Annotated in this window: 23 protein-coding genes and 1 tRNA gene; 20 read left to right on the forward strand and 4 right to left on the reverse strand. The window is 42.8% G+C overall.

The window, feature by feature from the left end:
* Positions 1 to 16 precede the first annotated feature (16 nt).
* Positions 17 to 89, forward strand: a tRNA-Val gene (locus NSQ37_RS11490).
* A 131-nt stretch (positions 90 to 220) separates the two neighbouring features.
* Here the strand turns inward: NSQ37_RS11490 and NSQ37_RS11495 are convergent.
* The 4 genes from NSQ37_RS11495 to NSQ37_RS11510 form a co-directional block, all read right to left on the reverse strand.
* Positions 221 to 1,450, reverse strand: a complete 1,230-nt coding sequence (locus NSQ37_RS11495; RefSeq protein ID WP_327997709.1) for a tyrosine-type recombinase/integrase — start codon at positions 1,448 to 1,450, stop codon at positions 221 to 223.
* A gap of 4 nt (positions 1,451 to 1,454) precedes the next feature.
* Positions 1,455 to 1,976: an ImmA/IrrE family metallo-endopeptidase gene (locus tag NSQ37_RS11500; RefSeq protein ID WP_015388434.1), complete on the reverse strand. Its 522-nt coding sequence runs from the start codon at positions 1,974 to 1,976 to the stop codon at positions 1,455 to 1,457.
* A gap of 66 nt (positions 1,977 to 2,042) precedes the next feature.
* Positions 2,043 to 2,615 carry an SHOCT domain-containing protein gene (locus NSQ37_RS11505; RefSeq protein WP_061046889.1) on the reverse strand — a complete coding sequence of 191 codons (573 nt, stop codon included), beginning with the start codon at positions 2,613 to 2,615 and terminating at the stop codon, positions 2,043 to 2,045.
* Positions 2,616 to 2,860: 245 nt separating this feature from the next.
* Positions 2,861 to 3,226, reverse strand: coding sequence for a helix-turn-helix domain-containing protein (locus NSQ37_RS11510; RefSeq protein ID WP_061046888.1), 366 nt, complete (start codon positions 3,224 to 3,226; stop codon positions 2,861 to 2,863).
* 164 nt (positions 3,227 to 3,390) lie between these two features.
* On the opposite strand from NSQ37_RS11510, the gene NSQ37_RS11515 reads away from it, so the two are divergent.
* From NSQ37_RS11515 to NSQ37_RS11610, 19 genes are all read left to right on the forward strand, one after another.
* The gene (locus NSQ37_RS11515) at positions 3,391 to 3,618 is read left to right on the forward strand and encodes a helix-turn-helix transcriptional regulator (protein WP_179960591.1); all 228 of its coding nucleotides are present in this window, start codon (positions 3,391 to 3,393) and stop codon (positions 3,616 to 3,618) included.
* A gap of 10 nt (positions 3,619 to 3,628) precedes the next feature.
* Positions 3,629 to 3,820, forward strand: a complete 192-nt coding sequence (locus tag NSQ37_RS11520; protein ID WP_014470596.1) for a helix-turn-helix domain-containing protein — start codon at positions 3,629 to 3,631, stop codon at positions 3,818 to 3,820.
* 150 nt (positions 3,821 to 3,970) lie between these two features.
* The gene (locus NSQ37_RS11525) at positions 3,971 to 4,543 is read left to right on the forward strand and encodes a helix-turn-helix domain-containing protein (RefSeq protein ID WP_015388430.1); all 573 of its coding nucleotides are present in this window, start codon (positions 3,971 to 3,973) and stop codon (positions 4,541 to 4,543) included.
* On the forward strand, positions 4,540 to 4,797 hold the full coding sequence (locus NSQ37_RS11530) for a YqaH family protein (protein ID WP_341123762.1): 258 nt from the start codon (positions 4,540 to 4,542) through the stop codon (positions 4,795 to 4,797). Before NSQ37_RS11525 ends, NSQ37_RS11530 begins: the two co-directional genes overlap by 4 nt.
* Complete coding sequence (locus NSQ37_RS11535; RefSeq protein ID WP_007408618.1) at positions 4,794 to 4,991, forward strand: YqaI family protein; 198 nt, start codon at positions 4,794 to 4,796, stop codon at positions 4,989 to 4,991. The genes NSQ37_RS11530 and NSQ37_RS11535 overlap by 4 nt, the downstream gene beginning before the upstream one ends.
* Positions 4,992 to 5,093: 102 nt before the next feature.
* A complete protein-coding gene (locus tag NSQ37_RS11540) occupies positions 5,094 to 5,282 on the forward strand; it encodes a hypothetical protein (protein ID WP_015239597.1) in 189 nt (62 codons plus the stop codon).
* A complete protein-coding gene (locus NSQ37_RS11545) occupies positions 5,279 to 6,196 on the forward strand; it encodes a hypothetical protein (protein ID WP_150941127.1) in 918 nt (305 codons plus the stop codon). Before NSQ37_RS11540 ends, NSQ37_RS11545 begins: the two co-directional genes overlap by 4 nt.
* Complete coding sequence (locus tag NSQ37_RS11550) at positions 6,156 to 6,953, forward strand: PD-(D/E)XK nuclease-like domain-containing protein (RefSeq protein WP_020954292.1); 798 nt, start codon at positions 6,156 to 6,158, stop codon at positions 6,951 to 6,953. Before NSQ37_RS11545 ends, NSQ37_RS11550 begins: the two co-directional genes overlap by 41 nt.
* Before the next feature lie 197 nt (positions 6,954 to 7,150).
* Positions 7,151 to 7,852: a DnaD domain protein gene (locus NSQ37_RS11560; RefSeq protein ID WP_341123763.1), complete on the forward strand. Its 702-nt coding sequence runs from the start codon at positions 7,151 to 7,153 to the stop codon at positions 7,850 to 7,852.
* Positions 7,737 to 8,684 (forward strand): ATP-binding protein, encoded by a 948-nt coding sequence (locus NSQ37_RS11565; protein WP_150115950.1) that lies wholly within the window; start codon positions 7,737 to 7,739, stop codon positions 8,682 to 8,684. The genes NSQ37_RS11560 and NSQ37_RS11565 overlap by 116 nt, the downstream gene beginning before the upstream one ends.
* Positions 8,681 to 8,824: a hypothetical protein gene (locus tag NSQ37_RS11570; RefSeq protein WP_007408611.1), complete on the forward strand. Its 144-nt coding sequence runs from the start codon at positions 8,681 to 8,683 to the stop codon at positions 8,822 to 8,824. Before NSQ37_RS11565 ends, NSQ37_RS11570 begins: the two co-directional genes overlap by 4 nt.
* Before the next feature lie 94 nt (positions 8,825 to 8,918).
* Positions 8,919 to 9,347 (forward strand): RusA family crossover junction endodeoxyribonuclease, encoded by a 429-nt coding sequence (locus NSQ37_RS11575; protein WP_007408610.1) that lies wholly within the window; start codon positions 8,919 to 8,921, stop codon positions 9,345 to 9,347.
* Between the two features lie 57 nt (positions 9,348 to 9,404).
* Positions 9,405 to 9,557 (forward strand): hypothetical protein, encoded by a 153-nt coding sequence (locus NSQ37_RS11580; protein ID WP_003155895.1) that lies wholly within the window; start codon positions 9,405 to 9,407, stop codon positions 9,555 to 9,557.
* Positions 9,558 to 9,638: 81 nt separating this feature from the next.
* On the forward strand, positions 9,639 to 9,842 hold the full coding sequence (locus NSQ37_RS11585) for an XtrA/YqaO family protein (RefSeq protein ID WP_003155894.1): 204 nt from the start codon (positions 9,639 to 9,641) through the stop codon (positions 9,840 to 9,842).
* 139 nt (positions 9,843 to 9,981) lie between these two features.
* A complete protein-coding gene (locus tag NSQ37_RS11590) occupies positions 9,982 to 10,344 on the forward strand; it encodes a hypothetical protein (RefSeq protein WP_341123764.1) in 363 nt (120 codons plus the stop codon).
* Positions 10,341 to 10,565, forward strand: a complete 225-nt coding sequence (locus NSQ37_RS11595; RefSeq protein ID WP_327997718.1) for a hypothetical protein — start codon at positions 10,341 to 10,343, stop codon at positions 10,563 to 10,565. The genes NSQ37_RS11590 and NSQ37_RS11595 overlap by 4 nt, the downstream gene beginning before the upstream one ends.
* Positions 10,562 to 10,963, forward strand: a complete 402-nt coding sequence (locus tag NSQ37_RS11600) for a hypothetical protein (protein WP_047936195.1) — start codon at positions 10,562 to 10,564, stop codon at positions 10,961 to 10,963. The genes NSQ37_RS11595 and NSQ37_RS11600 overlap by 4 nt, the downstream gene beginning before the upstream one ends.
* A 12-nt stretch (positions 10,964 to 10,975) precedes the next feature.
* The gene (locus NSQ37_RS11605; RefSeq protein WP_150941133.1) at positions 10,976 to 11,233 is read left to right on the forward strand and encodes a hypothetical protein; all 258 of its coding nucleotides are present in this window, start codon (positions 10,976 to 10,978) and stop codon (positions 11,231 to 11,233) included.
* Between the two features lie 129 nt (positions 11,234 to 11,362).
* Positions 11,363 to 11,533, forward strand: a complete 171-nt coding sequence (locus NSQ37_RS11610) for a hypothetical protein (RefSeq protein ID WP_007408605.1) — start codon at positions 11,363 to 11,365, stop codon at positions 11,531 to 11,533.
* Positions 11,534 to 11,547 lie beyond the last annotated feature (14 nt).

Genomic DNA, 11,547 nt, shown 5'->3' on the forward strand with positions numbered 1-11,547 from the left:
AACACATACATATCATGATTCCGTAGCTCAGCTGGGAGAGCGCTACCTTGACAGGGTAGAGGTCGCTGGTTCGAGCCCAGTCGGAATCATAGCCAAAACCCTTGCGTAGCAAGGGTTTTTTACTTTGCTTATTTATTGATTTTGTCATCATTCATCGAGTTGGGGACGAATTGGGGACGAAATTATTTTTTTGAGCTGATTTTGAAGAAGAATTTCAAAATCAACTCTGTTTTTGTGCTAGGTTTCTAGGATCGAACTGATTAAAGTGTTTTACTGTGCTATTTTCGAGTTTCTCGGTAACATGACCATAAATATCACTAGTTGTTCGAGCACTGGCATGTCCAGCTCTTCGTTGAATAGCACTGAGACTTTCGCCAGCTTCCATAAGGAGAGCCACCATAGTATGCCGCAAGTCATGAAGACGAACATCTTTTAGACCGTACTTCTTTTTTATTTTAGTCCATTTTGCGGTAGGGGTTGTATAGTAGTAAGGTTTTCCTTTACCACTGTGAAACACATATTGATGTTCTCCGCCTTCCCAGGCATCGCCAAGCAATAATTTTTCTTTTTTCCATATGCGATAATATTTAGCCAGCTCATTCATATAAAAATCAGGCATTTTGACGAATCGTTGAGAACTTTTTGACTTTGGGCTTTTGACATGAGGCTCTCCGTTAATTGTTTTAGAAATTGATCTATTTACGTATATTCCACCTTTGTCCCAATCTACATCCAAGTGCCATTCACAGGCAAGAGCTTCTCCTCTACGAAGCCCCCCGATCAGAGCTGCAAGATAATATAAGCGCCATTTAATATCTATTTCATACAACACTTTAATACATTCAGCTGCTTCGTCAGATTCAAGAAAGTTCATTTCTTTATTCTCAGCTTCTGGCGAACTCAATCCCTCAATAGGGTCGTCTTTTATCAATTTCCATTCCTCTGTGGCAGTTTTAAATAATGCTTGTAAGATTTTAAATATATCTTTGATTGTTTGATCACCTAATCCGCCAGGCTTTCCATCTTTTCTAGCCCCATCTTTAGATAAATCATCTATAAAATCAACAATATGAAGGCTTTTGATTTTGTCTATTTTTTTATGACCTAATGCTGGAAGAATGTGATTTTTTAAGTGATTTGAATATTTGACAGAGGTTGTAAAAGAGTAAGGCTTACCATTCTTATTAAAGAGTTTCTTTTCAATCCATTTTTCTGCAAATGAATCAAAAGTGGATTTTTCCGGAGCAATATACTCGCCGGCCTCTACTTCAATTCTGAAACGGTGCAGCTGGTCCTCAAGATACTCTTGTAATTTCCGTTTAGTCTTTAATAGCTTTGGATCTTCTATACGAATTGTTTTCTTTCTTCTATCCCTTTTACCTTTGGCATCGTAACCATTCTCAACAATTAATCTAAAAGAGTTTTTTCCACGGGGCTCTATACTGGCCATTTGGCTACCTCCTAACATTCAATTTACTTATTTGATGAAGATTTTTATGCCAGAGAATTGAAAACTGCTTTCTGTTGAATATTTCTAGCCGTTTAGCGGCCAAGGAATATGTCACATTAAATGTATCTCCTATTAATTTAATGGCCTCTGATTTAAGACGGGGCAGTTGCATTTTTATGAGCATGAACGTTGGTACACAGAAGTGATACATGAAACTGTTCGCCTGGTATTCCTGAAGCTGCCTGAACATTCTATTCATGTGAAATTGGTTTCCAGTATGTTTTAAGACATGGCATAGCTCATGAACAAAGTCTTGCCACTGTTCTTGTGGAGAGGCACGAGCATCAAGGACGACGCTATACTCACCGTTGATTTGAAACATGCAGCTTTCTCTTTGCTCATAATGCAGCCAGATACGAAATGCCGCGGCAATCCTTTCTAAATCAATGTCTTCAGGAGTTTCAATATTTAATCTGTGGTAGATTTTTTTGACTTCTTCTTCGAGGTACGATAGTTGGATTGACATTAAAAACACCACCATAAAGGGAATATATGTTCTGTTTTTGGTGTGAAAGAAAAGCCCATAGGGCCACTATAATTTTAAAAGCTGCTTTTTTTTCGCTGTAAACTCTTCTTCTGTCAAAAGACCTTCTTCTTTTAACTCAGCATATTTTCTAATTTCTGAAGCTATCATGTCAAAATCAGATAAATGCTGGTGAGTAGACTGGGCAGGGGACGGATCATTATTTTTTTGAGCAGTTTGTATTTCTTTTCTCACGTAGTTGACAAACTTATCATGATCCCCTTCTTGAATTCCCTTAATCAAGAATTCCTCTTTATGGGTTTTGAGATCTATCTGAAACCCTGTAAATGTTTCCTTTAAGATGGTGATGCTCGTAATTTCGTTATATGACCAGCTGATTATTCTATGGGCACCAGCTTTATCTGCAATATGATATAAGTTTTCTTTGGTAGCAATAAGTAAACCTTGAGTGCCGAATTTTTTGTCATTTAACACACCGAATATAGCTTCCATTATTACTTGGTTTTTCTTCCCCAATAATGGCTGGGCTGCATAATAAGTTTTCCTGAAAGCCCCTGAAGCTCTGCGTTTTTTTCCAAAGGCACTGTTATATACTTCCTCATTAGTGAACAAAAACGCCAAATTAATTTCCCCTTTATATGTAGTCACGGCTGAGTTTGTCTTTCTTTTTTTCTGATCCATTCCAGTTTGAATACTGAAGCAATCCAGAAGAGGACGATTGCTGAATCCCTTGATATAACTGGCTTCAACCTACTAATGAAAAATGCTTTCCCGTTCCAGTTCGGTTCTAATCCCGATCCAATCCCGATCTTATTAGTAAACAGAAATAACATAATAAATAATATAAATAAAGGTTTCGGCAGTTGTTACTTTTTAGGCTTGCGGCCTTCGCGTTCTTCTTTCTCTTTAAGGTACTTAATAAAATCAATTGCTTGTTTTTGACTTTCTTCTGAGAAATCACGAGCTTGTCTAAAGGCGAGTTGTAAATCAGGATCATCAAAAAGGTCAGTATTAAAAGCATTAGGTTCTTTGCCGGTTAGGAGATAGTCAGTAGTTACACCATACAGCTTTGCAATTCTCACAAGCATCTCGCCATCCGGTTTCCTTAAGCCGTACTCCCAATTCGCATATGTAGACATTGTTTTAATGCCCAATTTTTTTGCGACAAAAGATTTGCTCCAACCTTTTTTTTCTCTTAATTCAGTTAGAATTTTCCCTGTTATATTATCCATTATTATACACCTTTTTTCATTTGGTGTGTAAATTTTAACACGGTTTACACACAACAGATAATAACTTACACAAAAAGAATAAAAATATATTGACTTACCCTTATTGTGTATATTATTATGAGTTTAACGAGTTACACAAAAAGAGTAAGGTGGTGAGTTAAATAATGTTAGAAAATTTACGGGCGACTAGAATTTCTCAAGGAAAGACCCAAACCTTTATGGCTAAAAAACTCGGATACAGATCTGTAAGTGGGTATGCGAATATAGAAATGGGTCGTACAAAACCAAGTCTTGAAAAAGCACATCAAATATCCAAGTTGTTGAATAAAGATGTAGATGAACTTTTTTTTGATCAAAAGTTACACGTAACGAGTAAAGAACACACTGCTTAGGAGGCCGAGTATGACACGCAATACATTAACTGTGCAGGAAACAGCTGATTACCTGGGTGTTCACCATGACACAATTTACACAATGGTTCGAGAAAAACAAATTCCTCACTTTCGTGTGCGAAATCGGATTTTCTTTACCAAACACAATATTGATGCATGGATCGAAGCACAAGAACAAGCAATCATGAAAGAGGCTCTATAGAGTAAATATTTGTTTTTATTGTGGCCACAAAGCGAAATTTAGAGCCATGAGGCCGGATATTCGAAAAATCATAAGCCAATACAATAAAACATCTTTTGACCCTAATTAAATTTTAACAGCAAACAGCTGAATATATCAGGAGGCAAACATATGGAGAACAATCCGTACAACTTGCGGAATTTACCGAAGATCATGCGCTGTGTTCGTAAAGCGGCCGGGTTTACACAATATCAGATCGGCAGTTTGATAGGCGGGAAGGATCAACGTTACGTTTCCGATGTTGAAAATGGTTTTAGTAAGCTGACCCCTGAATTATGCATCAGGTGGTTTGAGGCGTGCGAGGCATACGAACATATTGATCTGGTACATTACCTTTTCAAACTGCACCCGACAACGGCTGCTCCAATAGACCCAGCTCTTAATGAGAGCGCAAGCACAGCGGTAATCAACATGATTCACCAGCTTGAAGAAGCATTGCAGGCAACAAAGCATTTAGCGCGCTGGCTGGCAAATGATAGGCCAGGCCGACAGGCGGAAGAACTGCCCATGGCCGATATTAAACAGATTTTTGATCTGATCCCAGCAAACAAAACGCTGATATATTCGCTGGCCCGCAGTCATGGCCTGAACATGAAGGAACTGGCTGAAAGATGGACGCGGAAAGCGCTAATGAGTCAAGTTGCAATGGCAAAAACAGAGGAAAGGCAGGCGGTGCTGGTATGAAAATCAATCAGTTTCTTAAAGCAGATGCAGATTCAGCAAAAAGGAAAATCGAGTCGGCGGAAAGGCTCTCTATCATGCTTTCGGAGGCGTTACGGGATGGCGATTATGAAGAAGCTATCAGTCTTGCAGGGAGCATCAAGGTTCTTACAGAGGATATTAACCGGCTGGCGAATAAAGGACGCTTACACCAAACCGTTTTAAATATAGCAGCCCGCGGGATTCAACTGAGTGTTGCGAGTAGGTGTTCACGATGAATATTGAAAATCCAATGGTCCTGAACAACTGGCATGATAAAACGACAGAACCGGAAACAAAAAAGGACTTTTTCGGGGATGAAGTAACGTCAGCAGATAATTATGTAATCGACAGCGGCGAGGTAATTTTACAAGACAATCTTAAACGCTATTTGAAAGAGCAACTTGGATTTAGGTTTCATTCAGCGCAGTAAAAAAAGCCCACTTGGCAGAGTGGACTTCAAAAGGTCTTTTGGTAAAGATTAGTTCCTTTATTATACCAAATTACCTCATAAAAGACAATGGAGGTTTTACACATGGCTAAACGAATAACAGCATCTTTCAGTGACCGAGCGGACGATCAGAAGCGTCTGGGACAAGTCGGCGGCTCGGTCATGTTCAGTAAGGGCAAACCGGTATTTTCCTTTCCGTCAATGGATGCATACCGAGAATGGCAGCGGCTCGGCACAGAAGCTTATTTGAGAAAGGTGGCAGAAGCACAATGAACGGACTATCTCAGGTAGATTACTCAGATTACATGCCGGCGCCCCAGCAGGATACTAGCGTGACTACGGAAGCGATGGTAAGCCGACAGGCTCAAGAAGTACAGGCGGCGATGATCATCGCAAAGAAATTCCCACGGGACGTATTCGCGGCGTTTGACCGGATTAAAAAAGCATGCGAACGGAGGCTTTTAGCCGAGAATGCGGTGTATGAATATCCTCGCGGCGGGACAAAGGTTTCCGGTCCATCTATCCGGCTGGCGGAGGCCTTGGCACAGAACTGGGGGAACATTGATTACGGAATTATGGAGTTGGAACAAAAAGCTGGTGAATCATCTGTCATGGCTTACGCTTGGGATCTTGAAACGAATACCAGGCAAACCAAAATATTCACTGTGAAGCATGAGAGAAAGGCAAAAGGTACAGTTACAAAGCTTAATGACGCTAGGGATATTTATGAAATGGTTGCCAATCAAGGAGCCCGTCGACTACGTTCCTGCATACTTGGAGTGATTCCTGGCGATATCGTTGACGCTGCAGTTGATATGTGCCAGAAAACGTTAATAAACGGCCATAAAGAACCATTGGAAGATCGGCTCAGAAATGCTTTATCAACATTCAAAAAAGAATTCGGGATCACCAAAGAAATGATTGAAGAATACATCGGCAGTAACGTCGATGCCTTTACAGAACAAGACTTTTTAAAGATTGGCCGCATTTATACATCTTTACGTGATGGTATGGCCAAGAAAGAGGATTACTTCAATGTGAAGGCCACAGGCGCGACTAGGTCAAAGGCTGAGGAAGAATTCAAAAAGCAGAAAGAGCAAGCTGACAAGCCTGCTGATAGTAAAGAAAAGGCGGGTGATCCTGCTAATGCGGATACCGGCGCTGAACAAGGAGAATTATTACTCTAACGAGATTGATAGACACTACATGTCAAATTCTCAATATAAAAGTTTTTTGCAGTGCGAGGCTGCCACGATGGCAAAGCTGAACGGAGAATGGACGCCGCCCACATCGGAGGCGCTCCTCTTCGGCCAATACGTTCATGCCTGGCTTGAGGGTGAACAGGCTTTTGATGAATTCAAGATGAATACACCTTCGCTATTTACTCAAAAAGGTCAGCTGTACAAGCAGTATCAGTTAGCTGATCTGATGATTGAGGCGATTCAAAATGATGATCTCTGTATGTTTGTTCTTCAAGGAGAAAAGGAAGTCATTGTAACTGCTGAATTGTTCGGTGTTCCGTGGAAAGGAAAGCTGGACGTATACAACCCAGCTGGCGGCCGTTTCTCCGATCTGAAAACAGCGCGGTCATTGCGGGAGAAAGTTTGGGACCCGGAAATAGGATATTGCTCTTTTGTTGAGGCATACGGTTACATCGCTCAGATGGCGCTTTACGCAGAAATTGAAAAACGGATGACTGGGCGTAACGAATGGCTTGAACCCCTGATCGTTGGAGTGTCGAAAGAAGACCCACCTGATAAAGCTGTCATCAATATTGATGAAGGAAGGATGGAAGTAGAGCTTGAGGAGATTGAGCAGCGGATGGGCCGGATTTTGCAAGTGAAACACGGCGGGGAGAAGCCGGAGCGATGCGAAAAATGCAAGTATTGCCGGGCTACTAATCAACTGAACAGTATCATCCATTTTTCGGAGTTGGTGAGCTGATGGAAAGGGAGTTGATTAGGATTCCTATCCCGCATTGTTATCTTTGGCTGGTCAAAACGGTTCAGCGCGACATGAGAAAGGACTTGTATACCCGGTACACGACTGACTACTTAAAGACAAATGAGCCGTCTCTGAGATTAGTAGAAATAGATTTCAAGGCTCTGACAGCACTGTGTGAAAGGAAGTAGGTGAGCGGCATGGATATGCAAGGTTTGGGGTATGTGGTCCTGCCCCGGCTGCCATTTAAAGATTCACGAGACGAGACAATATACGATTATTTATTCAAACGGGCGGAGTACAGGGCAGATCAAGAACTAAAGCTCGGGCAGACAATCATTAAGCTTGTAGATTTAGCCAAGCGCTTCAACTGGTCTTCTGATCAGATCAAATACTCGTTAGATCGGATGGTAAAGCAAGAGTATTTGAAGCTGGATCGGCTGCCGCAAAAACGTGGTTTCATTGTGACGGTGTTGAATTATGCCGAGTACATACAGCTTGGAAATTACAACAAGAAGATAGACCCGGCTCCAATACCTTTAGGACAGCAGGAGGTTGACGAAAAAATGAAAAACGCATTTGAACTATTCGAAAACAAAACAGCCCGCACCATTGGCACGATGGAGGTTCAGCGGCTCGGGTATATGGTGGATGATTACGGCGAAGAGAAAGTCATGGAGGCAATGAAACAGGCTTTCAGAAGCAAGGGCAACAACGTCAATCTAAATTACATTGAAGCAATCCTCTCAAACCCATTCAGCCAGAGACGAAAGGAGAAACATCAGTATGGAAGCTCGCAAAACGCAAGATATGGACGCGGCAATGAAGGCCATTCTAACCAAGCTCCGGGATCGGTCAGCAGCATCTTCAACGGGACAGGCCGCCTCAGAAGAAAAGGCTGAATACGAGTGCTCTGACTGCAAGGATAAGGGCATTATCGTTTACCGGATTCACCAAGACACCGAGCGTCAGCTGAGAAAAGAGCATAAGACAATGGAGAGCCTGGCCCCCGATCAAATGGTCAGGGAAGAGGATTATCTTGCGGGGAAAGTATGCTTGCCGGATAAGGCCCGGGAATGGAAAACCACATTTTCAAAGCAATGCGAGTGTGTAAAACGGAAAAAGATCGCCCGGCTTATGAAGGCCAGCGGCATCACGGAGGAATTCGAAAAGCTCCTTTTTGGAAACTTCATTAAGGACGGGAAGCCGGACATGATCAAGGACGCTTATGAGTGCGCAGTGGAATACTATAAGGATTTTCCCAACGTCATGGGAAAACGTTCAAACAGTATCGCTTTGCTCGGGCAGCCGGGCAGCGGAAAAACGCACCTGTTAACGGCGATCATGAACAATCTGATTAAGAAAAAATCAATTTACTGCATGTATTTCCCGTACGTTGAGGGAATGGGCGATCTGCGAAATGACTTTGACCAGTTGGAAACAAAGCTCGACGCCATGCGGAAAGCCGATGTCCTGTTCATTGATGACTTATTCAAGCCAGTGAAGGGGGAGCCGCGGGCGACGGATTGGCAAGTGGAACAAATTCAATCGGTTGTGAACTATCGGTACCTGAATCATAAGCCTCTGCTAATCTCTTCCGAGCTTGATACGGGCGAAATTTTGGATATCGACGAGGCGCTGGGCTCCCGGATTCATCAAATGTGCAGAGATTACACGGTGATCATTAAGGGCGACCGGATGCAATTAAACCATAGGTTAGGAGATTGGGAATGACAGAAAAAGCGAATTTCACAGCGACCGACGGAATGTATCTGTTCGGGCCCGCCGAGCAAACGGCCGGCCAGGACCTTACCCCGGCGATCCGGGTGCTTGAGGAAAAAATCAAACAAATGGAGCTGATGCACAGTGCTTAAAGCGGTGATCCTGCTGCCGGCCATCATCCTCACTGCGCCGTACAAGGAAAAGCAGATTCAGCACTGGGAACAAATTGACGGGAGGTAATGACGGTTGGATTCCATTCAGTTTATAGTTTACGGCGAGCCTGTTGCACAGGGGAGGCCGAGGGGATCTGTTATAAATGGCAAGGTTAAAATGCGTGATCCTTTGAAATCAAAGAATTTTAAACAATATGTTGCGCTGGTGGCGTCACAGTATCGGCCAAAACAAGTTATTACGGGACCTGTGGCAATGGATGTCAGAGTATTCAGACCAATGACGAAAGAAATTTCTAAATCCAAGACAAAAAGAGAAAATGCGGAAAAGGGTCTCCTGCGTCCCGTAACAAAGCCGGACGTTGACAACTATGTAAAGGGAGTTAAAGACGCCCTGAATCATCTGATTTACCGGGATGATAGCCAGGTAGTCGATCTGAAAGTTAGCAAGTTTTACAGTGAAGAACCCCGAGTGGAAGTCATTATAACGGAAATCCTGTCATAACGCTTTGCGGCAAAAGTTTGGTGCTTGAAAACTAAATCAATTCAGGAGGTTATCGCTATGCAAGAAAAGATCAATCCATACAAGCCTGGTCCAGTTAAGGAGTGGAAAATGACGCCGGAGCAGTTGGCGGCATACGTCGAAAAGCATCCAATCATCTACCGTGAGGAATTAAAGCCATCTGCTGGCGTAACGATGCGGCTGCCGTCATAAAACGTAAAAAAGCACCGAAGCTGCGCCTCAGTGCCCTTGATATGAACTGGTACTTCTATCATAGCACAGGGGGCGGCCAGAGTGAACAAGCCAACAGAAATAAAAAATCATGAAACAACTATTCAGCAAAGCATCGAGCCGGGGAAAGTCCGCATCATCGTTTTAGATGGCACTGAAGGGACTGCTCATCTAATGGACGCCCCGGAACACGGTAAAACAATCATTCAAACAATAAAAGGCGGCCTGGCTCGTTGTGATTACGAGATCGGCCATAAATTCAAATAGCAGGGGTTTCCCCTGCGGGGGAGGGACGGAAAATGTATCAAAACGAAATTGCCCGCAAGTGTGAACGCTGCGGAAAAATATATTATTCAGCTCAATGGGTTGTATGCAAAACATGTCTTTTAGACCGGGAGGCCCGGGCATGAAAGAATTCAAAATCAATTTGTCAAAAGGTGAAGTTTTATATACCGGTTCTTACATTTGCACCCTTTCAAAAACGGCGGCCAGTACACCGGAGCAAATTTCTTTGGAATCAGCAGCCGAAAAGCTCGCGGAAGAGTTAATCATGCAGCAGGCTATGAATCGGGAGCATCAGCGGCAACAGGAAGTCACGGTCATTCAGTTTCGGCAGGCTCAAGAAGAGATTAAGCGGCTTAAATACGAGAATGACAATTTCAGAAGGTTGCTTGCTACATTCACCGATGAAGAGGACGACCCTTTCGGAGTGGTAAGGAAGGCCTTAAACGGTCAGTTTCCTGCTGCATGGGAGGGTGATGCGGAATGAGCGGATTATCACAAGAACAAATTAACAAAAATTTGTTCGACGAAGTCCAGCGGCTCAGAAAGAAATCTAGGCATGACGAGGAAGAAATTCGACGGCTAAAGGCGGAGAACAAAAAATTAAGATCGGAAATTGAAGAACTGGAACAGATAACAAGAGATTTCGAATCTGCAAATAGCGATTTGGAAGATAAAATCTGGGGATTGGAGAATGATGCGGAATGAAAGTGAAACATGTTGATCAAGGTGGTTTGAAAAGTAACTGGCGGGAATTTGTTGATTTTGTTAAGTCAAATGGTACTGGCGCTTTTTTCGAATATTTCTTTGTCTTTCATGAAGACGAATGTGACGAAGCCTATATATTTGAAAATTCCTTGGAACTAGACGAATGGTTAGAACAGGAATTTTCGGAGGGGAATTATTACGAGGCCGAGGATATTGAGAACTCAATGGATGAATGGATAGTATGGGGGCTTGTTCCTGCTTCATCTGTTGAAAAATATCCGTCGTTATACAAGAAAGCAAGGAAAACATCAATTGTTATAGATGGTGAGACATTTCACAGAAAAGCAGCGACGATAAGCGTTGAGCAGACAGTTTCAGTATCAGCTTCAGTCATTTAAGGGGGAACAAAAATGATGCCATTACAAGTAGAACTTCAGCGGAACGTGAAGGCTACGAAGGACGAAGCAATGACCGTCGAGCAGGCGGCCGAGCTTTTAAAGGTTCACCCGGACTACATCCCGACGCTGGTCGCTCGGTCTGACGATCTGAAAATGATCGGCGATACCATTATCGCTAAACGGGATAAAACAAATATCTGGCTGGTCGGGGCATGCGTGGGGCTTTTCTTCTTCGCTGTTGCTGTGCTGCCGAATTTGATCGGGGGTTAAGGGATGGTACGCTCACCTTTAATCTTATTCGGCGGCAAAGGACATACGCCGAACACAACATAATGTACATCGAGCCTTTCGGCGGCTCGGCCAGTTCAGTGAAAACTATATATTAAATAGGGGGATTCAATGGCGCTGAGAATAATTTTTATGCTAATGGGGTTAGGATTCTGGTTTTATTTTCAGTACGAATACAGGCCGGACATGAAAGCAAACATCACGTTAATAGGAGCAATCATTGCATTCACGGCAGCGGCTTATTTTAATGATATTGATAAATTTAGAGAGAAGCAGGAATGAATAGGCTGTTTTGC

It is taken from the genome of Bacillus sp. FSL P4-0334 (genome assembly GCF_038004825.1).
Lineage (GTDB): Bacteria > Bacillota > Bacilli > Bacillales > Bacillaceae > Bacillus > Bacillus velezensis.

Coding starts and splice junctions, on each gene's coding strand:
- NSQ37_RS11495 (WP_327997709.1), bottom strand. CDS start 1,450: ATGGCCAGTATAGAGCCCCGTGGAAAAAACTCTTTTAGATTAATTGTT.
- NSQ37_RS11500 (WP_015388434.1), bottom strand. CDS start 1,976: ATGTCAATCCAACTATCGTACCTCGAAGAAGAAGTCAAAAAAATCTAC.
- NSQ37_RS11510 (WP_061046888.1), bottom strand. CDS start 3,226: ATGGATAATATAACAGGGAAAATTCTAACTGAATTAAGAGAAAAAAAA.
- NSQ37_RS11515 (WP_179960591.1), top strand. CDS start 3,391: ATGTTAGAAAATTTACGGGCGACTAGAATTTCTCAAGGAAAGACCCAA.
- NSQ37_RS11520 (WP_014470596.1), top strand. CDS start 3,629: ATGACACGCAATACATTAACTGTGCAGGAAACAGCTGATTACCTGGGT.
- NSQ37_RS11525 (WP_015388430.1), top strand. CDS start 3,971: ATGGAGAACAATCCGTACAACTTGCGGAATTTACCGAAGATCATGCGC.
- NSQ37_RS11530 (WP_341123762.1), top strand. CDS start 4,540: ATGAAAATCAATCAGTTTCTTAAAGCAGATGCAGATTCAGCAAAAAGG.
- NSQ37_RS11535 (WP_007408618.1), top strand. CDS start 4,794: ATGAATATTGAAAATCCAATGGTCCTGAACAACTGGCATGATAAAACG.
- NSQ37_RS11540 (WP_015239597.1), top strand. CDS start 5,094: ATGGCTAAACGAATAACAGCATCTTTCAGTGACCGAGCGGACGATCAG.
- NSQ37_RS11545 (WP_150941127.1), top strand. CDS start 5,279: ATGAACGGACTATCTCAGGTAGATTACTCAGATTACATGCCGGCGCCC.
- NSQ37_RS11550 (WP_020954292.1), top strand. CDS start 6,156: ATGCGGATACCGGCGCTGAACAAGGAGAATTATTACTCTAACGAGATT.
- NSQ37_RS11560 (WP_341123763.1), top strand. CDS start 7,151: ATGGATATGCAAGGTTTGGGGTATGTGGTCCTGCCCCGGCTGCCATTT.
- NSQ37_RS11565 (WP_150115950.1), top strand. CDS start 7,737: ATGGAAGCTCGCAAAACGCAAGATATGGACGCGGCAATGAAGGCCATT.
- NSQ37_RS11570 (WP_007408611.1), top strand. CDS start 8,681: ATGACAGAAAAAGCGAATTTCACAGCGACCGACGGAATGTATCTGTTC.
- NSQ37_RS11580 (WP_003155895.1), top strand. CDS start 9,405: ATGCAAGAAAAGATCAATCCATACAAGCCTGGTCCAGTTAAGGAGTGG.
- NSQ37_RS11590 (WP_341123764.1), top strand. CDS start 9,982: ATGAAAGAATTCAAAATCAATTTGTCAAAAGGTGAAGTTTTATATACC.
- NSQ37_RS11595 (WP_327997718.1), top strand. CDS start 10,341: ATGAGCGGATTATCACAAGAACAAATTAACAAAAATTTGTTCGACGAA.
- NSQ37_RS11600 (WP_047936195.1), top strand. CDS start 10,562: ATGAAAGTGAAACATGTTGATCAAGGTGGTTTGAAAAGTAACTGGCGG.
- NSQ37_RS11605 (WP_150941133.1), top strand. CDS start 10,976: ATGATGCCATTACAAGTAGAACTTCAGCGGAACGTGAAGGCTACGAAG.
- NSQ37_RS11610 (WP_007408605.1), top strand. CDS start 11,363: ATGGCGCTGAGAATAATTTTTATGCTAATGGGGTTAGGATTCTGGTTT.